This window comes from Vitreimonas sp. (assembly GCF_036392335.1).
GTDB lineage: Bacteria > Pseudomonadota > Alphaproteobacteria > Caulobacterales > Aquidulcibacteraceae > Vitreimonas.
The window spans coordinates 1-22,401 of record NZ_DASVYD010000070.1; the positions used below are offsets into that span (position 1 = coordinate 1).

28 protein-coding genes are annotated in these 22,401 nt (G+C 64.0%); 19 read left to right on the forward strand and 9 right to left on the reverse strand.

Translation table 11 applies throughout. From position 1 onward, the window contains the following. Positions 1–183, reverse strand: a 183-nt coding sequence (locus VF769_RS16455) for a hypothetical protein (RefSeq protein WP_331009520.1), incomplete at its 3' end; no start/stop codon positions are given. A 27-nt stretch (positions 184–210) separates the two neighbouring features. Here VF769_RS16455 and VF769_RS16460 point away from each other — a divergent pair. The 6 genes from VF769_RS16460 to VF769_RS16485 are packed head-to-tail and all read left to right on the forward strand — an operon-like array spanning position 211 to position 4,669. After that, on the forward strand, positions 211–1,227 hold the full coding sequence (locus VF769_RS16460; RefSeq protein ID WP_331009521.1) for a ligase-associated DNA damage response exonuclease: 1,017 nt from the start codon (positions 211–213) through the stop codon (positions 1,225–1,227). After that, on the forward strand, positions 1,224–2,870 hold the full coding sequence (locus VF769_RS16465) for a cisplatin damage response ATP-dependent DNA ligase (RefSeq protein ID WP_331009522.1): 1,647 nt from the start codon (positions 1,224–1,226) through the stop codon (positions 2,868–2,870). The genes VF769_RS16460 and VF769_RS16465 overlap by 4 nt, the downstream gene beginning before the upstream one ends. Before the next feature lie 43 nt (positions 2,871–2,913). Next, on the forward strand, positions 2,914–3,258 hold the full coding sequence (locus VF769_RS16470) for a hypothetical protein (RefSeq protein WP_331009523.1): 345 nt from the start codon (positions 2,914–2,916) through the stop codon (positions 3,256–3,258). A 25-nt stretch (positions 3,259–3,283) separates the two neighbouring features. Continuing rightward, entirely contained in the window at positions 3,284–3,574 is a 291-nt protein-coding gene (locus VF769_RS16475) for a hypothetical protein (protein ID WP_331009524.1), read from the forward strand. A gap of 56 nt (positions 3,575–3,630) precedes the next feature. Then, positions 3,631–4,110 (forward strand): CreA family protein, encoded by a 480-nt coding sequence (locus VF769_RS16480; RefSeq protein ID WP_331009525.1) that lies wholly within the window; start codon positions 3,631–3,633, stop codon positions 4,108–4,110. Positions 4,111–4,144: 34 nt separating this feature from the next. Next, positions 4,145–4,669, forward strand: coding sequence for a chalcone isomerase family protein (locus tag VF769_RS16485; protein WP_331009526.1), 525 nt, complete (start codon positions 4,145–4,147; stop codon positions 4,667–4,669). Between the two features lie 33 nt (positions 4,670–4,702). On the opposite strand, the gene VF769_RS16490 is transcribed toward VF769_RS16485, so the two are convergent. Both VF769_RS16490 and VF769_RS16495 read right to left on the reverse strand, forming a co-directional pair. Further along, positions 4,703–4,924, reverse strand: a complete 222-nt coding sequence (locus tag VF769_RS16490; RefSeq protein ID WP_331009527.1) for a hypothetical protein — start codon at positions 4,922–4,924, stop codon at positions 4,703–4,705. 34 nt (positions 4,925–4,958) lie between these two features. Beyond that, positions 4,959–5,825 carry an NAD(P)-dependent oxidoreductase gene (locus VF769_RS16495; RefSeq protein ID WP_331009528.1) on the reverse strand — a complete coding sequence of 289 codons (867 nt, stop codon included), beginning with the start codon at positions 5,823–5,825 and terminating at the stop codon, positions 4,959–4,961. A 127-nt stretch (positions 5,826–5,952) separates the two neighbouring features. Between VF769_RS16495 and VF769_RS16500 the strand changes: the two genes are divergently transcribed. Together VF769_RS16500 and VF769_RS16505 are read left to right on the forward strand one after the other, a co-directional pair. Next, a complete protein-coding gene (locus VF769_RS16500) occupies positions 5,953–6,549 on the forward strand; it encodes a hypothetical protein (protein WP_331009529.1) in 597 nt (198 codons plus the stop codon). A 110-nt stretch (positions 6,550–6,659) separates the two neighbouring features. Next, positions 6,660–7,382, forward strand: a complete 723-nt coding sequence (locus VF769_RS16505; protein ID WP_331009530.1) for a hypothetical protein — start codon at positions 6,660–6,662, stop codon at positions 7,380–7,382. Here VF769_RS16505 and VF769_RS16510 read toward each other — a convergent pair. From VF769_RS16510 to VF769_RS16520, 3 genes are read right to left on the reverse strand one after another with little or no spacing between them, the layout of a single operon-like run. Then, positions 7,355–7,672, reverse strand: coding sequence for a YbjQ family protein (locus VF769_RS16510; protein WP_331009531.1), 318 nt, complete (start codon positions 7,670–7,672; stop codon positions 7,355–7,357). The two genes, VF769_RS16505 and VF769_RS16510, sit on opposite strands and share 28 nt — an antisense overlap. A 14-nt stretch (positions 7,673–7,686) precedes the next feature. Further along, a complete protein-coding gene (locus VF769_RS16515) occupies positions 7,687–7,989 on the reverse strand; it encodes a hypothetical protein (RefSeq protein WP_331009532.1) in 303 nt (100 codons plus the stop codon). Continuing rightward, complete coding sequence (locus VF769_RS16520) at positions 7,976–9,061, reverse strand: MBL fold metallo-hydrolase (RefSeq protein ID WP_331009533.1); 1,086 nt, start codon at positions 9,059–9,061, stop codon at positions 7,976–7,978. Before VF769_RS16520 ends, VF769_RS16515 begins: the two co-directional genes overlap by 14 nt. A gap of 128 nt (positions 9,062–9,189) precedes the next feature. Here VF769_RS16520 and VF769_RS16525 point away from each other — a divergent pair, with 128 nt between their 5' ends. Further along, positions 9,190–10,410, forward strand: a complete 1,221-nt coding sequence (locus VF769_RS16525) for a DUF2235 domain-containing protein (RefSeq protein WP_331009534.1) — start codon at positions 9,190–9,192, stop codon at positions 10,408–10,410. Between the two features lie 3 nt (positions 10,411–10,413). Here VF769_RS16525 and VF769_RS16530 read toward each other — a convergent pair whose 3' ends face one another. Further along, positions 10,414–12,042: an acyl-CoA dehydrogenase gene (locus VF769_RS16530; protein ID WP_331009535.1), complete on the reverse strand. Its 1,629-nt coding sequence runs from the start codon at positions 12,040–12,042 to the stop codon at positions 10,414–10,416. Positions 12,043–12,193: 151 nt separating this feature from the next. On the opposite strand from VF769_RS16530, the gene VF769_RS16535 reads away from it, so the two are divergent. From VF769_RS16535 to VF769_RS16560, 6 genes are all read left to right on the forward strand, one after another. After that, positions 12,194–12,904 carry a YceI family protein gene (locus tag VF769_RS16535; protein ID WP_331009536.1) on the forward strand — a complete coding sequence of 237 codons (711 nt, stop codon included), beginning with the start codon at positions 12,194–12,196 and terminating at the stop codon, positions 12,902–12,904. Beyond that, positions 12,905–14,227: a YceI family protein gene (locus VF769_RS16540; protein ID WP_331009537.1), complete on the forward strand. Its 1,323-nt coding sequence runs from the start codon at positions 12,905–12,907 to the stop codon at positions 14,225–14,227. Then, complete coding sequence (locus VF769_RS16545) at positions 14,224–15,144, forward strand: L-threonylcarbamoyladenylate synthase (RefSeq protein WP_331009538.1); 921 nt, start codon at positions 14,224–14,226, stop codon at positions 15,142–15,144. The genes VF769_RS16540 and VF769_RS16545 overlap by 4 nt, the downstream gene beginning before the upstream one ends. Positions 15,145–15,175: 31 nt before the next feature. After that, a complete protein-coding gene (locus tag VF769_RS16550; RefSeq protein WP_331009539.1) occupies positions 15,176–16,564 on the forward strand; it encodes an FAD-binding oxidoreductase in 1,389 nt (462 codons plus the stop codon). A gap of 177 nt (positions 16,565–16,741) precedes the next feature. Continuing rightward, positions 16,742–16,903 carry a hypothetical protein gene (locus VF769_RS16555; protein ID WP_331009540.1) on the forward strand — a complete coding sequence of 54 codons (162 nt, stop codon included), beginning with the start codon at positions 16,742–16,744 and terminating at the stop codon, positions 16,901–16,903. 524 nt (positions 16,904–17,427) lie between these two features. Then, positions 17,428–17,856, forward strand: coding sequence for an NUDIX hydrolase (locus VF769_RS16560; RefSeq protein WP_331009541.1), 429 nt, complete (start codon positions 17,428–17,430; stop codon positions 17,854–17,856). On the opposite strand, the gene VF769_RS16565 is transcribed toward VF769_RS16560, so the two are convergent. After that, a complete protein-coding gene (locus VF769_RS16565) occupies positions 17,806–18,513 on the reverse strand; it encodes a DUF6498-containing protein (protein ID WP_331009542.1) in 708 nt (235 codons plus the stop codon). The two genes, VF769_RS16560 and VF769_RS16565, sit on opposite strands and share 51 nt — an antisense overlap. Before the next feature lie 88 nt (positions 18,514–18,601). Here VF769_RS16565 and VF769_RS16570 point away from each other — a divergent pair, with 88 nt between their 5' ends. The 4 genes from VF769_RS16570 to VF769_RS16585 all read left to right on the forward strand — a co-directional run bounded on the left by VF769_RS16570 (position 18,602) and on the right by VF769_RS16585 (position 21,803). Next, positions 18,602–18,823: a hypothetical protein gene (locus tag VF769_RS16570; protein ID WP_331009543.1), complete on the forward strand. Its 222-nt coding sequence runs from the start codon at positions 18,602–18,604 to the stop codon at positions 18,821–18,823. Positions 18,824–18,837: 14 nt separating this feature from the next. Beyond that, on the forward strand, positions 18,838–19,218 hold the full coding sequence (locus tag VF769_RS16575) for a hypothetical protein (protein WP_331009544.1): 381 nt from the start codon (positions 18,838–18,840) through the stop codon (positions 19,216–19,218). Positions 19,219–19,442: 224 nt separating this feature from the next. After that, positions 19,443–20,666: a parallel beta-helix domain-containing protein gene (locus tag VF769_RS16580; RefSeq protein WP_331009545.1), complete on the forward strand. Its 1,224-nt coding sequence runs from the start codon at positions 19,443–19,445 to the stop codon at positions 20,664–20,666. 3 nt (positions 20,667–20,669) lie between these two features. Next, complete coding sequence (locus VF769_RS16585) at positions 20,670–21,803, forward strand: hypothetical protein (protein ID WP_331009546.1); 1,134 nt, start codon at positions 20,670–20,672, stop codon at positions 21,801–21,803. Between the two features lie 38 nt (positions 21,804–21,841). On the opposite strand, the gene VF769_RS16590 is transcribed toward VF769_RS16585, so the two are convergent. Continuing rightward, complete coding sequence (locus VF769_RS16590) at positions 21,842–22,276, reverse strand: MAPEG family protein (RefSeq protein WP_331009547.1); 435 nt, start codon at positions 22,274–22,276, stop codon at positions 21,842–21,844. Positions 22,277–22,401 lie beyond the last annotated feature (125 nt).

Consider the following 22,401-nt stretch of genomic DNA (forward strand, 5'->3'; position numbering starts at 1 on the left):
GTCCAGATTGATCGGCTTCAGGGCCTGCAAGCCAGACTTATAGGTCTTGCTCACATCCCGAATGGATATGATGGGTTCGGCCATACGAAAATCGTCTCTCCCCGCGAAGCGCCGCACATAGGGGCGCGGACGCGCAAGCGCTAGGGGCGATCGACAATCCGCAACCGATTGCGGACATTGCACCGCGCGCGCCCTATCTTTTCCAGGACGATGCAGCCGGCCCAAATCCTACATCCGCGCCCGGAAGGCCTCTATTGCCCGCTGGCGGACCTTCATATCGACCCCGTGCGCCCGGTGGCGCGGGCGTTGATTACACACGGTCATTCCGATCATGCCCGCGCCGGTCACGGTTCCGTGCTGGCGACTGCTGACACATTAGCAATCATGGCCGCGCGCTACGGGGCGGATTTTGCGGGTTCGCAACAAGCCTTGGCCTATGGCGAGACGCTGACGCTGGGCGGCGTGCGTTTTTCGCTGCACTCGGCGGGGCATGTGCTGGGCTCCGCGCAGGCGTGTGTGGAAGCGGACGGCTGCCGCATCGTCGTGAGCGGCGATTACAAGCGCCAGCCTGATCCGACCTGCGCGCCGTTCGAAATCGTTTCGTGCGATGTGTTCATCAGCGAAGCGACGTTTGCGCTGCCGGTGTTCAATCATCCGAGCGCCGCGCATGAGGTGAAGAAGCTCCTCGCCTCCGTCGCGATGTTTCCGGAGCGCGCGCACATTGTGGGCGCCTATGCGCTGGGCAAGGCGCAGCGCGTGATGGCGGAGTTGCGGCGCTGCGGTTGGGACAAGCCGATCTTCGTGCATGGCGCGCTCATGGAGCTGACGGAGCTCTACAAAGCGCGCGGTGTTGATCTGGGCGATGTGCGCCATGTGGACACGGCGCCGAAGAGCTTTTATGCGGGCGCGATCGTGCTTTGCCCGCCCGGTGCGCTGCAGACGCCGTGGGTGCGGCGTTTTCCCGATCCGGTGACGGCCGTGGCGTCGGGCTGGATGCGGATACGGGCGCGGGCGCGTCAGCAAGGCGTCGAGCTGCCGCTGGTGATCTCCGATCACGCCGATTGGAGCGATTTGCAGCGCACGATTTTGGACACGGGCGCTGGTGAAGTGTGGATCACCCACGGCGAAGCTGACGCGCTGGCGCATTGGTGCGAGGGGCAAGGGCTGAAGGCTAAGGCGCTGCATCTTGTCGGCTATGGCGACGAAGAAGAGCCGAGTGCGGCATGAATAAGTTCGCCGCCCTCCTCGATCGCTTAGCCTACGAGCCGCGCAGGCTTGGCAAGCTGGCGCTGCTGGAAACCTACTTCCGCGAGACGCCCGATCCCGATCGCGGTTGGGCGCTGGCGGCGATGACCGGCGCGCTCACGTTCAAGCACGCAAAAGCGGGGCTCATCCGTAATCTAGCGGCGGAGCGTACCGATCCGGTGCTGTTTGGGCTCTCCTACGATTTCGTCGGCGATCTCGCGGAGACTGTGTCGCTGATGTGGCCCGCCAACGAGGCGCGAGCCAACGCGGAGCTGACGATCAGCGATGTGGTCGAAGGTTTGAACACGACGGCGAAGGATGAATTGCCGGCGCGGGTTGCGGATTGGCTGGATCGGCTCGATGAGAACGGCCGGTGGGCCTTGCTGAAGCTGATCACCGGCGCGCTGCGGATTGGCGTTTCGGCGCGGCTGGCGCGGACGGCGCTGGCGCAGTTTGGCGGCAAGTCCGCCGACGAGATCGAGGATGTATGGCACGCGGACGCGCCGCCCTACACGCATCTGTTCGCCTGGCTCGAAGGCCGCGCCGAGGCGCCGAGCACGGCGACGCTGACGCGCTTTTATCCGCCGATGCTGTCGCATCCGATTGATCCGGGGGAATTTGCGCCGCTCAATCCCGCCGAGTTCAGCGCCGAATGGAAATGGGACGGCATCCGCGTGCAGGCCGCCGCAGGGCGCGACGCTGGCGGCAAGCTTGTGGCGCGGCTCTATTCGCGGACGGGCGAGGATATCTCCAAATCCTTCCCCGATCTGGTCGCCGGGTTCGATTTCGACGCGGTGCTTGACGGCGAATTGCTGATCCGCCGCGAAGGCCGGGTGCAGGATTTCAATACGCTACAGCAGCGGCTGAACCGCAAGAGCGTGACGCCCAAGCTGATCGCTGAGTTTCCGGCGTTCATTCGCTGCTATGATATTCTGGCGCTTGGCGACGACGATCTGCGCGCGCTGCCCTTCATAGAGCGCCGGGCCAAGCTCGAAGCCTTCATCGAACAACACCCGTTTGCGCCGATCGATCTCTCGCCGCTGATCCCATTCGCGACTTGGGACGCGCTGACGGCGGCGCGCGCTGATCCCGCGATTGGCGGCGCGGGTGTCGATGCTGAGGCGGTTGAGGGCGTGATGATCAAGCGGCGCGATGCGCCATATCTGGCGGGCCGGCCTAAGGGCTATTGGTTCAAATGGAAGCGCGATCCGATGGTGATCGACGCCGTGCTGATGTACGCCCAGCGCGGCTCAGGCAAACGCAGCTCGTTCTATAGCGATTACACATTCGGGGTTTGGACTGAGAGCGGCGAATTGGCGCCGGTGGGCAAGGCCTATTTCGGCTTCACGGATGAAGAGCTGATCGAACTCGACAAATTCGTGCGCAACAACACGACCAATCGTTTTGGTCCGGTGCGGGAGGTGACGCACACCAAAAGCAAAGGCCTCGTGCTCGAAGTCGCGTTCGAAGGCCTGCAGCGTTCGACGCGCCACAAGAGCGGCGTGGCCATGCGCTTCCCGCGCATCTCGCGCATCCGCTGGGATAAGTCGCCGAAGGACGCCGATACGCTGGAGGACTTATCGAAATTCTTGAACCGTGGCAGCGAGACGCGGGCGAGTGCTTGAACCGCCTGCGGCTGCGTGCTCCATTCCTGGCGGGAGGGCCCTTATGCGCGCTTTGGTCTTTGGCATTCTGTCGTGCCTGGTCGTCGCCGCGTGCGCGTCGCCGTTCGCGGCGAGCGAACGGCAATATACGGGCGTGTACAGCGAAAGCTTCGAACACATGGTGTTTGAGCCAAGGGGGCGCGACGAACATTGGTACACTGGGGGCTCCGCGCAGATTCAATTGCGCGCCGCAGCCCCTCCGGGGAGCAATCTGGAGGCGGGCTTTCGCGTCTGCGCGACGATCATGGGACGACTGAGCCCGCGGGGCCGTTATGGCCACTTGGGCATGTTTGCTCGCGAGATCGAGATCACGCAGGTGATCGATGCGCACCCGGAGCCCTGTGACTAGGCGCGCAACACCGGAGCCTTCTCGCATGGTCTGCGAACATTTGAGCGCGCTGGAGCGCGAATTGCTGGAGCACGGGGTCAAGGAGACCTTCCGCGGCCAAGCCTGGAGCGAGAATTGCCGCGAATGGGCCTATTTCGAGTGCGTGCTTGATCTGGCGGCGCTACGCGCACGCTTCGGCTTCGCGCCATGCGTCGCCGGGCACGTGCACCGCGGCACGCATGACGGCGCGGAGGCAGGGTTTGTCTGCAATCAATGCAAGGATGCCGTCATGGGGGCGCATCCGGATGTGAATCCGGGCTGGCCGATCTATTCCTAAACCTTGGGAACAACGACCGCGCGTGCGAAGTTCCGGCCCGGAACCGGAGACGCCTCATGCTCAAATACGCCGCCGCCGCTTGCGCCCTGCTCACTCTCGCCGCGTGCGGCGATCGCGAAGGCTCCGTGGGCGAATTCTCCAACGATTTTCTCGGCAACGAAATCATGGTCGAAGCCTTCACCGATCCCGAAATTCCGGGCGTGGTGTGCCACGTGTCCTATTTCGACCGCAGCGCGCTGGATCGCCTGCGCCAGGGCAATTGGTTCGAAAATCCGTCGAACTCAGCAGTCGCCTGCCAGCGCATCGGTCCGATCAGCTTGGCCGGTGTGGATGAAGGCCGCTCCGGCGACGAGATTTTCAACCAGCGCCAGAGCCTCTTCTTCAAGAACGTCGCCGTCCGCCGCATCATAGATTTGGAACACAGCTCGATCGTCTATGTCTCGCACTCGCGCGAGGTCGTCGAGGGTTCCGCCAAGATCGACATCTCGACGGTTGCGCTGACGCCGCAAGAAGTGGCCGCCGCGCGCGGCGGCTAGGGATCCAAATGGGCGGGCGGCGCGTATCCCTGACATGCGCCCTCTCCGCTCCCTATTCGCCGCACTCGCACTCTTTTCGCTCGCAACGCCCGCGTTCGCGCGCCATCCCGAAGTCGCAGCATCCATTCCCAGCGCCCAGCAAGTCGGCGCCGGGCGTTACAGCCTGCTCTCAATCCCACTGTTCCAAGCCGAGCTTTGGACATCGAGCGGCGCGTTCTCTTGGGAACGCCCATTCGCTTTGTCGCTCATCTACGAACGCTCGATCCGCGCCAATTCCCTCGTCAACCGCACCATCAGCGAAATGCGCCAGCGCGGCGCCGGCAGCGAAGCTTCCTTGCAGCCGCTCCGCGCGCCGCTCACCGCCTGCTTCGCCGACGTGCAAAACGGCGACCGCATCACGGGGGTCAGCACCGGGGCAAACACCGCGCGCTTTTATCTCAACGGCGCACAACGCTGCGAGATCGAGTGGCCCAACTTCCGCCGCCACTTCTTCGGCATCTGGCTCGATGCGCGCGGCGGGCAGGCTGCGCTCAGCGCGCAATTGCGCGGGGAGAGTTAGGCGGCAGAGAGGCCTCCACTTCGCCGGGAGCGGTCATTGCTGCATCCACGCGCGCACGCCGCCATGCCCAGCACAGGTGTCACGCCTGATCTCGTTGTAGCTAAAGCGACCGTTTTCGCAGACCGCCACCGGCCCACGTTCATAGCCGTCCGAAACCCTGATGATAAGCAGCGGCTCAAGGCTCGTGGTCGTGTCGATCCGTTCAGAAGCGCAAGCCGTGACGGCGAGCACTGTTGCGAAAACGTAGACCTTCATCAGCTCGCCCTGTCCTGGTTGGGCCAAAACAGACTCACCCCGCCGGCCCCATCTTGATCTCCGACGGCAGCGGCGTGTTTTCCGGCACGAAGAAATCCGGCATCAGCGATTTCGTTGGATCGACGCGATACTTGTCGAACTCACGGACGCCGGCTTCGTAAAGCACCAGATCGTCGATGAAGAAATTGCCGGTGCATTGGCGCGACGGCTTGGTGAAGATCACATGCGCCGCGTCGGCCATGATGTCGGGCGTGCGGCAATGCTTCATGCCTTCTTCGCCGGCGAGCGCGAACTCGATCGCGGCGGTGGCGATGCCGGTGCGCGGCCAGAGCGCGTTGAACGCCACGCCCTGATCCTTGAACTCTTCCGCCATGCCGAGCACGCACATGCTCATGCCGTACTTGGCCATCGTGTAAGCGACGTGATTGCCAAACCAACGCGGGCTCATGTCGAGCGGCGGCGACAGCATCAGTACGTGTGGGTTCGAGGCTTTGAGCAGATACGGCAGACACGCGCGCGAGACGATGAAGGTGCCGCGCGCGTTCACTTGGTTCATCAAATCATAGCGGCGGATGTCGGTTTGCAGCGTGCCGGTGAGCTGGATGGCGGACGCGTTGTTCACGCAAATATCGATGCCGCCGAAGCGCTCGACCGCGGCCTCCACCGCCGCTTTCACATTGTCCGGCTCGCGCACATCAACCACAAGCGGGAGCGCTTGGCCGCCGGCCTTTTCGACCTCTTCGGCGGCAGAATAGATGGTGCCGGGCAGCTTCTTGTGCGGCTCGGCCGTCTTGGCCGCGATCACAATATTGGCGCCGTCGCGGGCGGCGCGGAGCGCGATGGCCAAGCCAATGCCCCGGCTCGCGCCCGTGATAAATAAGGTTTTCCCGGCCAAGCTCATAAGGCGTCTCCTCTACCAGCCTCCATCCTAGGCGCTTCCGCCGCTGGTTCCAGCCGCCCTTTGCCCCTTGACGACAACGTGGCGGCGGAGAGAGTCCGCGCCAAGGGACAAGGTTTGGGAGGAAGACATGCGCGCGATCGCAATTGCGGCGGCTCTGGTTGGACTTTGTGCGGCGGGCGCGGCGTCGGCCCGCGAATGGGTGGACCCGGCGGGGCGCGTGAAATTTGACGCACCAAACGGCTGGACCACAACGCAAGAGCGCGGTCAGAACGCGACGGACACGTTCACGTATGTGATCTCCGGCAATGCCAACAACGAATGCCACATCATTGGCCAAGCCAATGCCGGCACGGCGCGGGCGACACCGGACGCCGTGCGCGCCGCAGGCGCTGATCCCGCACGCTTCACCACGGAATTCTGGACAACGACACTCAACGGCATCGGCAATATTTTCCCAGCAAGTTCGGCGACAGTGACGTCGACAACATCTGAAACCGATGGCGCTTGGCCGATTCAACGTGCGGAAGCGACATCGCCACGCCGCCCGGTGCACGCCGCTATGCAGCTGCGCCCGGGCTTTGACTTGATCACGCTGTGCATGACCTACGGGGGCGCCGAGCCGACCGCGCTGTACGATCAAGTCATTCGCTCGGTGGGCCATCCCAACGACGCGGCCTGGGCGGCAGCGCTGACACCGGCGCCGACGCCGCCGCCTGCCCAATAGGCGGCGGCTGCGCCAAATTCGTTAAGGCAAGGTTGCCATGAAATATCGTAAACGCTTGGTTATTCTCGCATTTACGCGCAATTCACGACGTTGGCTCATGAGTATGAGCCATGAGAACTTCCGCCCCGGCCCTTGCCGTCGCTTCTGACAACGCCACCCACCGCAGACATGCGTGGCTGGCGGTGGGGATCGCGCTCTGCGCGGGGGCCACGGCGTTTGTTTCGCCGGTGCTGTCGCTGTTGGTGTTGGCGGCCCTTGGCGCGCATGCGCTGATGCGGGTGGAGCATATCCGTTTCGAGCCGCTTTCGTTGGCCGGGCCGATCTTCGCGGCGCTGATCGTGGGCGCGTTCACGGGCCTTGCCGGCGGCGTCGGCGTGCTGTTCGTCTGGCGCATGTTTGCCGACACACGTTGGAGTGTTGCGGAAGCTAAACGACTTTCACTGGCGGCGGGACGTCCAAACGAAACGTCGCTAAAGGCGACGATCCATGCTTGGGCGACGCCGGCGTTTGGCCTGACGCTCGTCGCCTACACGGCGCCGCACATGATTGCTGGCCTGCCGCTCGATTTGCCGCACGTACCGGTTTGGGTTCCGATAGCTGCTGGCCTGATCGCTCTCGGCGCGCTGTTCGATTGGGGTCTGCAACGCGCCGTCGATTGGCGACTCGGCGAACTCGCCGCCGCGCCGGCGCGCCATCTGCTGACGCATCACATCCTCTTCATCCTGGCTTTCGGCCTCATGATTGACGTGTCTGCCGGTATTGTTGCGCTGGCGGCCTGGCGTTTGGCGCATGCCGCGCCGCTGCGTCAGCCGAGCTTAACGGCGGTCCCGTAAGCCAACACTTCCGTCGCCTGGCCCTGGCCGGCGTCGGTGGTTTCCAAACGCACGCCAATGACAGCATCCGCGCCCAACGATTGCGCGTGCTGGATCATGCGATCGAGCGCCTGCTCGCGGCTTTCGGCTAGCAGCTTGGTGTATTCGTGGATTTCGCCGCCCACGATCATGCGCAAATTGGCGACGATGTCGCGGCCGATGAAGCGCGAGCGCACGACGTTGCCGCGCACGAGGCCGAGATGTTGCACGATGTTGCGACCGTGCACTTCAAAGGTGGTCGAAAGGATCATGTACTTTCCCTAGCTCAGCGCTCGACATCGCGGTAGCGCTTTTCTTCGGCGTTGCTGTTTTGGTCGGCGACGACCTGCACCAGCATCCAGATTCCGCCGATCAGCATCATGATGACACCGGATACGCCGGCGAGGCCGATACCGATGGCGGCGAATAAGCTCCCGACAACGAGTGCGGGATCGCCGCCGCTGAAAGCTGCGCCGATCACCGCGCCGATGCCGAGCACGTAGGCGAGAATGCAGAGACCGGCGCCGATGCAGAAGCACAGCAGCGCGCTGCTGGAGCGATGTTCGGGATTGCGGTCAGGCGGATTCATAGAACACCACTCCGTCTTCGTTTTTCACCGCGCGCGCCAGTCCGCGCCCAATCAGGCAATTGGTGTGGGCGATGGCCTCGCCGGTGGCCATGCCGATCAAATCCTGGCCAATCTTGCGCGCGAACAGCGCCCCGAACAGATCGGTCGCCCGCTTTGGCCCTTGCCGCAGACGATGCAGCACTCGTGACAGGGCGCGTTCGTGGCCGTCGATCAGATTGTTCAGGCGCTCATGCAGGCCTTGGAACGGCTCGTTGTGCGAAGGCAGGACGAGCACCTCGTTCGGCACCGCCAGGAGCAGCTTCTTGCAGGACGCAATCCAATCGGCCAGCGGATCGGCCTCCGGCTCGGTGGGAAACACCGAAACGTTTGAGGAGATACGCGGCAACACTTGGTCGCCGGAAATAAAGAGCTTCAGCTCCTCCTGCCACAAACAGACATGCTCCGGCGAATGGCCGTTGCCGGTGATGACGCGCCAAGGGCGGCCGCCGATGTCAATGACGTCGCCGTCGCTCAACCGATGATAGGCGTCGGGAATACGCGACACGCCTTTGCCGAATCCGCCAAAGCGCACGCGGTAGGAATCGAGCGCGTCTTCATCCCAGCCCGCGCCGCGATAAAAACGAACACCTTCTTCCGGCGCTTCGCGGCCCGTGTCGGCGACGAGCATGCGGCCGGTGATGTATTCGAGTCGGCTCATCCAAAGCTGTGCGTCGAATTTACGACAAATCCAACCGGCGAGCCCCATGTGGTCGGGATGCATGTGCGTGCAGATCACACGCTTCACCGGCTTGCCCTTGAGCGTTGCCTCGAAGATCGCACGCCAATGTTCGCGCGATTGTTCGATCCCCATGCCCGTATCGACCACGGTCCAGCCGTCGCCGTCTTCGATCAGCCAAAGATTGATCCATTGCAGCACGAACGGCAGCGGCATGCGAACCCAGTGCACGCCGGGGGCAATCTCGCGCGCGATCCCTGCCTCGGGCGGTTCGCCGAGCGGATAGACGAGGGTCGGCCGCCCGCGCGCGCCGTTCTCCTCTTCCGTACCGTCCATCGACATTCTTGGTTTGTCCATAAGTACAGCCTAGCCGGTCCCGTTCGCCGACTAAATGGGCGACCCCACAGAAAAGCGGCGGGTTTCGTCTTTCGGTTGACGCAAAGGACAGGCTAAATTGCCGTTGGCGCAGGGCAAAGGGGACTTGCATGAAGCGCATCGTCGTTTGCATGGACGGCACGTGGCAGACGCTGAACCAGGATGAGCTGACCAATATTGGCCTCATCGCACGCAGCGTCGCACACAAGGAAACGAAGCCGGATGGATCGACCGTACAACAGACGGTGATCTATACGCTGGGCGTGGGCTCGTCGTTGGGGGCGCTGGCGGATACGAGTTTTCTGCAGCGCGCGCAGACCTCATTCAATCGCTTCGCCGGCGGCGCGTTTGGCGAAGGCCTCGAAGACCTTGTCCTCGATACGTATCTGCGCCTCGCCTTCAATTATGAAACGGGCGACGAGATTTATATTTTCGGTTTCAGCCGCGGCGCCTTCGCCGCGCGTCGCCTCTCCGGCTTTATCAACACCGCCGGCATCGTCTCGCGCCGCCACATCAACAAGGCGCGCGACGGCTTCCGCCTCTATTACAATCGCCCGGACTCGAACGCCACGGACGATGCCCGCCGCGAGCATGAAGAAGCGGCGGCGCAGTTTCGCCGGCTCTACGGCAAGGGCGACCGCAACAACGACGGCACGCGGCGTGTCACTGATGATGTGCCGAAGATCGCTTATCTTGGCGTGTTCGACACGGTGGCGCAGCGAGGGATCGGCGAGGTCATTGCTTCGTTTACGCCGTGGGGCGACAGCAAGAGCCACAGATTCTCGAATTATCGCGTCAGCCCAAATGTGCTGAACGCGCGCCATGCCGTGGCGCTGGATGAGAACCGCTTAGGCTTTCCCGTCACGCTTTGGGACGGGATCGAGGAAGATAATGCGCGGCTGGGCCGCCGCGCCTATGAGCAACGCTGGTTCACCGGCTCGCACGGCGACATTGGCGGCGGCGACGGTTCGAAGCTTTCGGCCATCGCGCTGAAATGGATCGCCGAGGGTGCGCGCGATGCCGGTCTGCGCTTCTACGCCACCTATGGCGAGGATGAATCGCCGCTGGATCAGCGCATGCGCGAAGCAGGCATGTGTTTCGACGCGGACATCGTCCGTCCGCGCCTGCCGAAGGCGCTGCAGCCGATCAATTATCCATGGCGGACGCGGAAAGTGTGGACCCGCCGCGAACGCCCGACTTTGGATGACGCGCAAAGCATTTTCGCGCCGAGCGTTCTGCAACGCGCGCATGCGGACCATTTGAAGCCGCGCTACCGGCCCGCGCCGCTGAAGCCGTTCCAGAAGGCAATCAAGGAATGGCGGCCAGACTGAGCTTTAGGTCAGCGCCGCAAGCGGCGCGGCGGTCAGCTTGATTAGCGGCAGATACGAACCGACGCGCGAGAGCACGATCTCAGCGTAGAAGGCGAGCAAGGCGGCTTTCTCCGCGTCCTCGGTTTTTGCGACCCCGCGCGCCATGAGCATGCCCCCGATCACATCGCCCGCGAGCGAGAGATAGGCGCTGGCGCCTGCGAGCGCGTCGTTGCGCTCGGCGGAGAGCATATAATCGGTGGCTTCTTCGAGCGCGGTCGCGGCATCGCCCAAACGGGCGGCGACGCGGGGGTCCTTGGATTGCGCAGCAGCGTCACGGGCCATGGCGATCACGCGGCCCATGGCCTCGCCGCGATCGCCAAGCAGCTTGCGGCCATACAGATCAATCGCCTGGATGCCGTTCGTGCCCTCATAGATCGGGGCGATGCGGGCGTCGCGATAGAATTGCGCGGCGCCGCCCTCTTCGACGAAGCCCATGCCGCCGTGAATTTGCACGCCAAGGCTTGCGACTTCGACGCCGAGGTCGGTGGACCAGGCTTTCGCGATGGGCGTCAGCAAATCTTCCATCGCTTTGTCGCCGCCATCGGCTGCGACCGCGCAGGCGTAGCAAATGGCGCGGCCGGCTTGGATTTTGGCGCGCATGGTCAACAGCATACGGCGCACGTCCGGGTGCTCGATAATGACGAGGCCTTGCTTGCGCTCTTTCGCGTAGGCCAGCGCCTTTTGGTACGCGGCTTCGGCGACTCCGACACCTTCCATGCCCACGTTCAGGCGCGCGGCGTTCATCATCGTGAACATTGCCGCGAGGCCGTGATTTTCTTCGCCGATGAGCCAACCAGTCGCGCCCTCATACGCCATTGTGCAGGTGGGCGAAGCGTGGATGCCCATCTTCTCTTCCAAACCGATACAACGCACGGCGTTGCGCGAGCCGTCTTCGTCTCGGAACTTCGGCACGATGAAAAGCGAGATGCCCTTTGAACCCGGCGGCGCGCCTTCGATACGCGCAAGCACGAGGTGAATGATGTTCGGAGCGAGATCGTGCTCGCCCCAAGTGATGAAAATCTTTTGGCCGGTAATCGCGTAGGAGCCGTCCGCCTGCGGCGCAGCCTTCGTCGTCAGCGCAGCGAGGTCGGAGCCGGCCTGCGGTTCGGTCAAATTCATTGTGCCGGACCATTCGCCGGAGATCAGCTTCTCGAGATAGAGCGCTTTCTGATCTGGCGCGCCGTGATGTTCGATCGCTTCGATGGCGCCCAAGGTCAGCATCGGTAGCAGCGCGAACGACATATTGGCCGCGTGCAGAGTTTCCATCACCGCGAGCGCGAGGGAGCGCGGCAAGCCCTGGCCGCCATAGGTTGGATCGGCCGCGAGCCCCTGCCAGCCGCCCTGTTTGAAGACTTCATAGGCCTCGCGGAATCCAGGCGGGGCGGCGACCACATCGTTGACGAGCGAAACGCGGGCGCGATCACCGCTGCGATTGAGCGGAGCCAAAGTCTCGGCCGCCAAAGCGCCAGCGCCCTCCAGGATCGCGGCCAGCAAATCCTCGTCGAGGTCCGGGTAGCGCGCGCGCAAGGACCAGAAATCAGCGCAGGCTTCCAAAGCGAAGCGCATGTCGGCGATAGGTGCGGTATAAGTCATGATGCACGAGCATAAGGATCGCGACTGCGCCCGCTAGGTCAGGCGCGTCGCAGGTTCTGCAAAAAACCTTGTCGGTTACATTGGTGTGCGTACTTGTGGTCCCGAGGGGGCGGCGCCCTACATAGACCGCGTAGCGAGGGAGACCCTTCTTATGAAATATGTGACGTTCGCCGCGGCGGCCTTGGCCTTGGCCGCCTGCTCTCAACCCGCCCCGACCGAAGCGCCGCCGCCGGCGCCGGCCGTCGTGAACGTACCGACCGGCACGTATGAGGTCGATCCGACCCATACAACGGTGAGCGTGCGCGTGAAGCATTTCGGCCTTTCGAATTATGTCTTCCGCCTCAACACGGTCAGCGGCACACTGAACTTCAACGCCGAAGACCCGACGCAATCGACAGTCGAAGCGACCGTGCAAGCCGGGTCGCTTGACACGCCCTATGCTGGCGATCGCGACTTCGACGCAGAACTGCAAAACTCCGAATGGCTCGACGCGGCCACGCACCCAACCGCGACCTTCCGCTCAACCAGCATTGAAAGCACCGGCCCGAACACCGCGCGCGTCACCGGCGACCTGACGATTAAAGGCGTCACGCGCCCGATCACGCTGGAAGCGACTTATAATACCAGCCACGCCGCGCACCCGATGGGCTTTCCGATCCAACAGATCGGCTTCTCCGCGCACGGCACGTTCAATCGCCTCGATTACGGCTTGGGCGCCAACACGCTGGTGCCATCTTCGGCTGATGCGAGCGACGGCGTCGCCACGCAAGTCGAACTCGTGATCGAAGCCGAGTTCACGCGCCCGGCTCCTGCTGCGACGGACACCCCGGCCCCCGCCACGCCCGCCGAACCGGTGAACTAAGTGAGCGCCGAGGCTCAGCAGCGTTACACAGCTGTCGCGATCGTCCTGCACTGGGCGATCGCGATTGCGATCTTGCTGATGATCCCGCTCGGTTGGTGGATGGGCGATCAGGTCGAAGACGGCGTCGTCACCGATGGCGTGTTCCAAGCCTTCCAATTCCACAAATCGATCGGGCTCAGCATTCTCGCGCTGAGCCTCGTTCGCTTGGGCTGGCGGTTGGCGAATCCGCCACCGCCACTACCGCCGCACATGCCCGCCTGGGAGCGCATCATCGCCAAGGCGACGCACTGGGCGTTCTATTTCCTGATGATCGCGCTGCCGCTGACGGGGTGGGTTTATGTTTCCACCGGCTGGTCCGTACACGAAGACGAGCCGCTGGTTGTCGCCACGCATTGGTTTGGCCTGATCCGCGTGCCGGAATTGTTTGGCCTACCGCATGCCGCCGAGGGCGTGCGCGCGGGTGTAGCCGATGTGTCGATGACCGTGCACTCGAAGTTGGCTTGGGGCGTGATCGTGCTGGCCGTGCTGCACGTGGGCGCGGCGCTGAAACATCACGTCTTCGACCGCGACGACGTGCTGTCGCACATGGTCCCGGGCTTGAAGCCACCGTTCCAGACCGAGGCGCCGCCGAAGAACCCGGTGCGGCTCGCCATACTTGGCGGCGGCTTGAGCCTCGTGGCGATCGCGCTGATCGCCAGCTTGTTTGCGTTCGCCGGGATGGCGGCGGATTCGGGCGCCAACGCGCCGCAGCAAAGCTCCACCATCGCCATCGGCGAACCCGCGCCAGGGACGTCGCCCGCGCCGGCGCATCCGAATGCCTGGCGCGTCGATGCGCGCACCAGCGCGATCGGCTTTGGGTTCGTCTACAGGGACGATATCAACGGCGCGCAGAATTTCACCGGCCGCTTCACCAGCTGGCGCGCCGATATCATCTTCGATCCGGCCGACCTGCCCGGCTCGTCGGCGAATGTCACGATAGAGACGGCCTCCGCCACCGACGGCGTCGCCATGCACGATCGCGCGCTGCCGGGCGCGCAATGGTTCGACGCCGCGACGCACCCGACCGCGACCTATCGCACCACCTCGATTCGACACCTGGGGGGCGATGCATATCGCGCCGAGGGCGAACTCACGATCCGCGGCCGCACGCGCGCGGTGCAGCTGCCCTTCACCCTGACGATCGATGGCGACCGCGCCAGCATGAATGGCCGCACCAGCATCGATCGGAATGATTTCGACATCGGCAAGGACTCGGATGCTGACGACAGTATCTCGCGCGACATTGACATCATCATCCGGGTTGAAGCCTATCGCGCTTCATGAGCGTAGAAGCCGCCGCTGAAGCCCTCCGCAATGGCGGGCTCGTCATCATGCCCACCGAGACCGTGTACGGCCTCGCCTGCGATGCGACGAACCCTAAGGCGGTGGCGCGCGTCTATGAGGCCAAGGGCCGACCGCAGCTCAATCCGCTGATCGTGCACGTGCCAGGGATGGCGCAGGCGGAAGAGCACGCAATCTTTCATGAGAAGGCGCATAAGCTGGCGCTGCAATTTTGGCCGGGCCCACTGACCATAGTGGCGCCCCGCCGCGCCGACAGCACCGTCTCCGAGCTCGCCTGCGCCGGGCTCTCGACCATCGCTATCCGTGCGCCGTCACACCCGATCGCGCGCCAATTGATGGCCGCGTTCGGCAAACCGATCACGGCGCCGAGCGCTAATCGGTCGGGCCATGTGAGCGCCACCACGGCGGAGCACGCCGCCGCCGACCTTGGGCATGCTGTCGATGTCGTGCTCGATGGCGGCGCGAGCCCGGTGGGTCTGGAGAGCACGATCGTGGCGATCGACGCGGACGGTGCAGCCATGCTTCTACGCCCCGGCGCGATCCCGCGCGCGGACATCGAAGCCATCATTGGGCCACTTGCAGCCCCCAGCGACCCCAAACGCGTCAGCGCGCCCGGCATGTTGGAGAGCCATTACGCGCCACGCGCGCGCGTGCTGCTGGATGTCGTGACGCCGCCGCCCGGCGCTGCTTATCTGGCCTTCGGCGCGCCAGCCCCGGCTGGCGGGCTTACGCTCTCGGCCAGCGGCAATCTCGTCGAGGCGGCGGCGAATCTCTACGCGCATTTGCGCGCGCTCGACGCCAGCGGCGTTGAGACGATCGCGGTGGCGCCCATTCCCGCCCATGGCCTTGGCGAAGCCATCGCCGACCGTTTGCGCCGCGCCGCAGCCCCGCGCGGCTGACGTTTGACCCGCCCAGCGCTAGGGTCGGTGCATGAGCAGCGACCTATTCGAGCGCCTCGCCGCGCGCCTCGGCCCCAAGGGCTATTCCACCGACCCCGAGGTGCTTGCCCCTCACTTGCAGGAATGGCGCGGCCGTTACCAAGGCGTGACGCCCTTCATGACCATGCCCGCCAGCACCGAAGAGGTGGCGGATATCGTGCGGATGTGCGCCGCAGCGCGGGTTTCGATCACGCCCCAGGGCGGCAATACCGGGCTCGTCGGCGGTCAAACGCCGAATGGCGAGGTGCTCTTATCCACAAAGCGGATGAACCGCATTCGCGCGCTCGACGTCGACAACGACTCGCTTGTCGCCGAAGCCGGCGTGGTGCTCACCGCAGTGCAGCAAGCCGCCGCCGAATCGAATCGGCTCTTCCCGCTGAGCCTCGCGAGCGAAGGCACAGCGACGATCGGCGGACTCATTTCGACAAACGCCGGCGGTGTGCACGTGCTGCGTTACGGGATGATGCGCGACCTCGTGCTCGGCATTGAAGCGGTGTTGCCGGACGGCCGTGTGTTCAGCGGCCTCAAGTCTCTGCGCAAGGACAACACCGGCTACGATCTGAAGCAGCTCTTCATCGGCGCCGAGGGGACGCTGGGTCTCGTCACTGCCGCCAGCCTGAAGCTCTTCGCTCGACCGCGCGCGCATGAGGTGGCCTTGGTCGCAACCGCGACGCCAGGGGCCGCGCTCCAGCTGCTGCACCACATGAAGGCCGAGACGGGCGCCGTCGCGGCGTTCGAGATCATGAACCGGCTTTCGGTCGATCTCGTCGTCAAGAACGTTCCCGACCGTCGCGACCCGCTGCCCGGCGCGCCCTACCTCGTGCTGATCGAGTTCGAAAGTTTCGACGCGGAGGGGTTGCGCGAGACTATTCTCGGCGCGCTTGCCGGCGCGCTCGACAAAGGCTTCGGCGCGAACGCGCTTCTTGCCGAAAACGCAGGCCAGGCAAGGGATTTCTGGCGTATTCGCGAAGACATTTCCGCCGGCCACAAGCCCGAGGGCGCGCAGGTTAATCACGACGTCAGTGTGCCTGTTTCAAAGACGCCGGACTTCCTGCAGCGCGCCAATGCGGCGATGGAAGCCGCCTGCCCTGGCGTGCGCATTGTCGCCTTCGGACACATGGGCGACGGCAATTTCCACTACACCGCCATCCAACCCATCGGCATGGCCCGCGACGCCTTCCCGGGCTCGGCCCTCACCCAAACGATCTATGAGATCGCCAGCGCGTTGAATGGATCGATCTCGGCGGAGCATGGCATCGGCGTGGCGCGCACATCGGACCTCGCGCGCTTCAAGGATCCCGAGTCGATGGCGCTGATGCGCGCACTCAAGCAGGCCATCGATCCGCATCGCATCATGAACCCGCGCGCGCTGATCGCGTGACGCGCGCGTCGAATCGATACACATGAGCGCCGCTTCGTTCGTGTGCTCACATCGATTTTCAATCGACGTGATGTTGCAAAATCGCCGCGCGAGAAAATTTCTCTGGCGATCTCGCTTGCACATGACATTATGAAGACGTACTGCGGCTCGTCGCAGTGACACTAGAGGAGCCAGGGCATGGCTGTGAAAAAAGCAAAGAAGGCTACGAAGAAGGTAGCCAAGAAGGCAAAGGCGAAGAAGGCAGCGCCGAAGAAGGCGAAGGCCGCGAAGAAAGCGCCGCGCAAGACCGCCGCTAAAAAGGCGAAGAAGGCGAAGGCCAAAAAGGCCGCGAAGCGCTAAGCCTCTGCCGGATGCTCTCTAGGGAGCGTCTGACCAGAACAAGAGAGCCGCGACACGCAAGTGTCGCGGCTCTTTCCTTTTGACCTTCCTGGATCGCGGTTGAAGTCGTTAATTTCATTAAATTATTTCGAGCACAAAGAATGCGGCGGCGGCGCGCGCGCTTGATCCACGCCTGCTTCACCATAGCCTCTTGTTGGCGCAGCACGCGCGTTCTCGCGCGGGGCGGAACGACGGAGGCGACGCGCACGCCATGGCTCCCGACAGCCCATCGAGCATTGCCCATCGTCCATCGAAGCCGAACGATTGCGACAGGACGCATCGCGCGATCCGCATCGCTCACCCTTGAGTCCGAGCCGGCGCACGACGCCGCAAGAGGGCCGAACCGCGCGCGTGAGTGTGCCTCAACGAGCGAGTGAGTCGGTGCGACTCGGCGCTTCGCGACCGGAATCGCGGCGGCGCGCAGAACTTTTTGCAGTTGCGGGCGCCGCGATCAGAGTGGGAATGGAACGAAAGGCGGAGCGCGCATGAGTGAACACCCGAAACGATCGCCGACACCTGCCGTGGGGGTCGTGTGTCTGCGCGGCGATGACGTTCTCCTGATCCGACGCGCCGCCCCGCCCATGGAGGATCGCTGGTCGATCCCCGGCGGACGGATCGAATGGGGCGAACGCGCCGCCGACGCCGCGCTGCGCGAACTCAGAGAGGAGACGGGCTGCGCGGCGGAGCTCGTCGGCCTCGTGGATGTGGTCGACGCCGTGCTCACCCGCCGCGGCGAGCGCGAGGCGTGGGGCCATTATGTTCTGATCGACTACGCGGCGCGCTGGCTGTCCGGCGAACCGCAGGCGGGCGATGACGCGCGTGAGGCCCGCTTCTTCTCCCCTGCGGAGCTTGAAGCGCTCGGCTTATGGGATGAGACGCTGCGCATCATCGCCGCCGCGCGGACTCTGCTTTGAATGCGGTCTGCCGAAACGCGGCGCCTTGCCCATGATCTCTGCGACATCATAGGCCGTTTTCACCAGCGCCAGAATGAGCACGCCGCCAGCCGGCGCGTCGAGCGCCATCAGGATGAAGCCGCCTACGATAATGGTGACGTGCAACACGATGATGCGCGGGTATGGCGCAGCCATCAGATCCAAGGGATTGGTGCGCCGCGCGTCGCCGCGCACAAGGAATAGAACGAACTGCACAATCTGCCACAGCACGATCGAGCCAAAGCCGATCAGCAGATTTGGCTGCGCCGTGAACAATGCGCCGACCGCGCCGGCGAGATCGAAAATGGACTCGGCGTGAAACCCGCCATCCTCGATGTCGCCGAACATGGCCATCACGAAGATGCCGTGCACGAAGCAGAACAGCCCGTAGTGGAAGGTGAAGAAGACGCTGAAGAAGGCGGCCGCCGGTATCCTCAAGCCGCCGCCGACAATCGCACTCGCCCACATCGACGCGACGTTCCGCGCGCCAATGACGACGTTCTCCAACCAGTAGAGCACGATCAAGGCAAACGCGCTCCAGCCCCAGAACATGACGCCGACGATCGGGATTAGGTTAATGGCGATTGCCGCGACCACCGGCCAAGTCTTGGGGGCCTCGGGAACTTTTGGCTCGCTCATGCGCTCTCTGATCGCCATTTCGCCACATGGGCTTGCGTGAGCGCGAGCCTAACCGATCTCCTATAGGATTGGGCAAGGAGAGATTTTCATGGCCACGGATCGGGCAAAGCGCGCCGCAGAGCTTGCCGAGGACGCCCGCGAACGCGCCGAGGAAGCCTATGAAGCCGCGCAAGACGCAATCGAGGACGGCTTGGACGAAGCGCACCGCTACCTGAAACGACAATGGCGCGAGCGCCCGGTCGCGGTCGCAGCGACGGCGCTCGGCGTGGGCATCCTGATCGGGCTGCTGCTGAACGGGGGCCGACGATAATGTTCGACCGCGCCATGTCCGCCGTTATTGCGACGGCGGCCGCATGCGCGGCCGTGGTCATGGCCGTGTTTGCCTTGGGCTTCGCACTTTATGCTTCGACTGAACCCGTCGTGGGGGCCGCCGGCGCCGCCGCGATCGTGGCGTTGGCGGCGGCGTTGGCGCTGGCGCTCTTCGCCCTCATTGCAACGATGCGCGCGCGCAAGCGCGAACGGGAGACGGCGATCGCGCAGGCTGAATTGCTCGACGAATTGCCGATAGGCCTGGGCGACATCGCCCGTGATCGTCCGCTGATGACGTTGGGCATCACTGCCGCCGCTGGACTGCTCGCCGCGCGCCACCCGACCCTTGTGCGCGACTTGATCCATATCGTGGCGAGATTTGGAACTCGGCGTTGACGCGAACTTTAGGTTAGGCTTTTCTACCCTCGCGTAATCCACTCCGGGGCACGATCGAGCCAATCGGCTCGACAGTCACGCCGGTCGCGGTCGAAGCCGCACCGGCGCCAGAATCGGCCGCTGTCGCCGACACGGCGGCGCCTGCGGCCCCGGGCAATTAAAGCCTAGCCTTTACACGCGGCGGCGAGCCGGCAAAGGTCGCCTCACACAGTGGGGAGATTTGCATGAGGTTCGCCGCCGCGCTTTTGGGCGCATCCTTGGTGTTTTGCGCCAGCGTCGCCGACGCGCGCACGTGGCGCATTCGGCCCGGCCCGCAAGCCGAGCAGGACTTGCAGACCGCACTGATCGAGGCGCAGCCCGGCGACACGGTGCAACTCGCGCGCGGGCGCTTTGAACTCACGAGCGGACTTTCGCTCGACGTCAACAACGTCACCATTCGCGGCGAAGGCCACGACCGCTCGGTGCTCTCGTTCGACGGCCAGCGCCGCGGCGCCGAGGGCCTGCTCATCACTTCCGACAATGTGACGCTGCGCGGCTTCGGCGTGGAGAACGCACGCGGCGACGCGATCAAGGCGCGCGATTGCGACCACATCACCATCCGCGAAGTGCGCGTGGAATGGACGCGCGGCCCAAACCCGGACAACGGCGCCTATGGGCTCTATCCCGTCAATTGCGACAATGTGCTGATCGAGCGCTCGATCGCGCGCGGCGCCTCAGACGCCGGCATTTATGTCGGCCAATCGCGCAACATCATCGTCCGCGACAATGTGGCCGAGTTCAACGTCGCCGGCATCGAGATCGAGAACAGCTTCAACGCCGACGTGTTCGGTAATACGGCCACGCGCAATACCGGCGGCATTCTGGTGTTCGACCTGCCAGGCCTGCCGCAAAAGGGCGGCCATAGCGTGCGCGTGTTCGAGAACCGCATCTTTAATAACGACACGCCGAATTTCGCGCCGGCCGGAAACATTGTCGCGGACGTGCCGACCGGCACCGGCGTGCTGATCATGGCCAATCGCAACGTGCACGTGTTCGACAATGAGATCGCCGACAACGCCACGGTGAACGTGCTGATCAGCTCCTATCGCGACAGTTTCGAGGACCGCGATTATAACCCGCTGCCGCGCGACATCGTCGTCCGCAACAATCGCTTCGGCAACACCGGTTTTGCGCCGGCGGGCGTGCTGGCTTCCCTGCCGCAAATGGGCGTGCCGATCCCGGACGTGCTCTGGGACGGCGCCAGCATGTATTCGGTCGCCGGCACGCCCCGCACCGAAAATGTCCGCATCGTCGTACGCGACAATCGCTCCACCCGCACCGGGTCCGGCAGTTTCTTGTCGCTGGGCATCCCCGTCGCCGGTTCGCCGCTGACAGAGGCCGCGCCCGATCCAACGCCCCCGCCGCTGCTGGACATCGCCGAACCGGCGCAGGTGCGGATCAGGAATTGATCGATGCGGCTCTGGATCTCCGCGGCGCTCGCGCTCGTCGTCCTGCTGACGGCGGGCGCAGTGGCGCAAGCGCCGCCAGCGGTGAATGTCGCCGCGATCAGCGCTGAGCGACCGCCGCAGCTTTTGTCGGCGTACGGCTTCTTTCATGATCCAGGCGCGCGTGAGCCGGTCGCGGGTGTAACGCCCTACGATCTCAATACGCCGCTCTATTCCGACGGCGCGCTGAAGTTTCGCTACGTCTATGTGCCGCCGGGCGCGCAGGCGCGCTATAATCCGGACGGCGTGTTCGATTTTCCGGTCGGCACAGTGTTGATCAAGACCTTCGCGTTCGCCGCCGATATGCGTCAGCCAACGCAGAACGTCCGCTTCCTCGAAACCCGCCTGCTGATCCGCCGCGCCGATGGCTGGATCGCGTTGCCCTATGTTTGGAACGAAGCGCAGACCGAAGCGCGGCTATCGCCGATCGGCGCGCAAATCCCGGTGAGCTTCACTGATGAAGATGGTGACGCGATCACTCTCGATTGGGCCGTGCCCAATCGCAATCAATGCAAAGGCTGCCACGATCTCGCGGGCGAACTCACACCTATTGGGCCGAGTGCGCGAAATTTGAATAGGCCTATGACCTATCCGACGACCACTATCGGCAGCGCAGGAGATCGGCCTCCAATTGGCGGAAGAGACAACAATCCGATCATCCTCGAAGGCGAAACTGCACCTCAGTTGGACGTGTGGCGGCGTTTAGGGCTGGTCGACGGTTTGCCCGAATCCGACGTGCCAAGTGTTCCGCAAGCATACGACGCATCATCCGGCACGCTCGAACAACGCGCCCGCGCGTACCTCGATGTGAATTGCGCGCACTGCCATAACCCGCAAGGGCCGGCGCACACGTCGGGACTTGATCTGCGCTGGAGCCAGCACGAGCCGATCCAATGGGGCGTGCTGAAGCGGCCGGTCGCGGCGGGGCGTGGTTCGGCCGGCTACGAATTCGCGATCGAACCTGGCCATCCGGAACGCTCGTTCCTGCTCTACCGGATGGAGAGCACCGACCCGGGCGTAATGATGCCGGAGACGGGCCGACAGCTCGTCGACGACCGTGGTGTCGCCCTCATGCGCGAGTGGATCGCGGAGATGGATTGAAGTTCGGACCGCCGGCTTCCGGCCCGCGGTCCGAACAATCAGAACGGCCAGTTGAACCAGGCCAAGCCGCTCGCGAGCGCGGCGTGGAAGGTCAGCGCCACCAGCACCAGGCTTGCCAGCGAGAACACCAGGAAGCGCAGCGGGATGAAGTTCGTCGTCGCCTGGATCAACGAGTGCACGACGCGCAGCGCCACATAGGTCCACGCCAAGCCGATATTGATCTCCTGCGTCTGCTCCAAGAATTGGAGCGAGAAGCAAATGGCGTAGAAGATCGTCGGCTGCTCCATCAAATGGTTGTAATTGTTGGCGACATTGGCGCTCGGCAGCGCCTCCATCGCCGCTTTCGTGGCTTGGCCCGGCTTGATGCCGGCTTTCTGCATCGCCGGGATGCGCGTGGCGTACATCCAGACCCACATGATCAGCGTCCAGATCACCAGCGCCACGACCGGCGCGATCATTCCATGTTCGTACATGCTGTCCTCCCCTCGCTCTGGGCGGAGCATCAGCGCGGTTGGCTCATTTCGGCAAGCCTCCCCTTACGGGAGCGCGCTTGGCGACGATCGCGGATGCTCCTAGGTTCGCGCCGCATTTTGAGGGC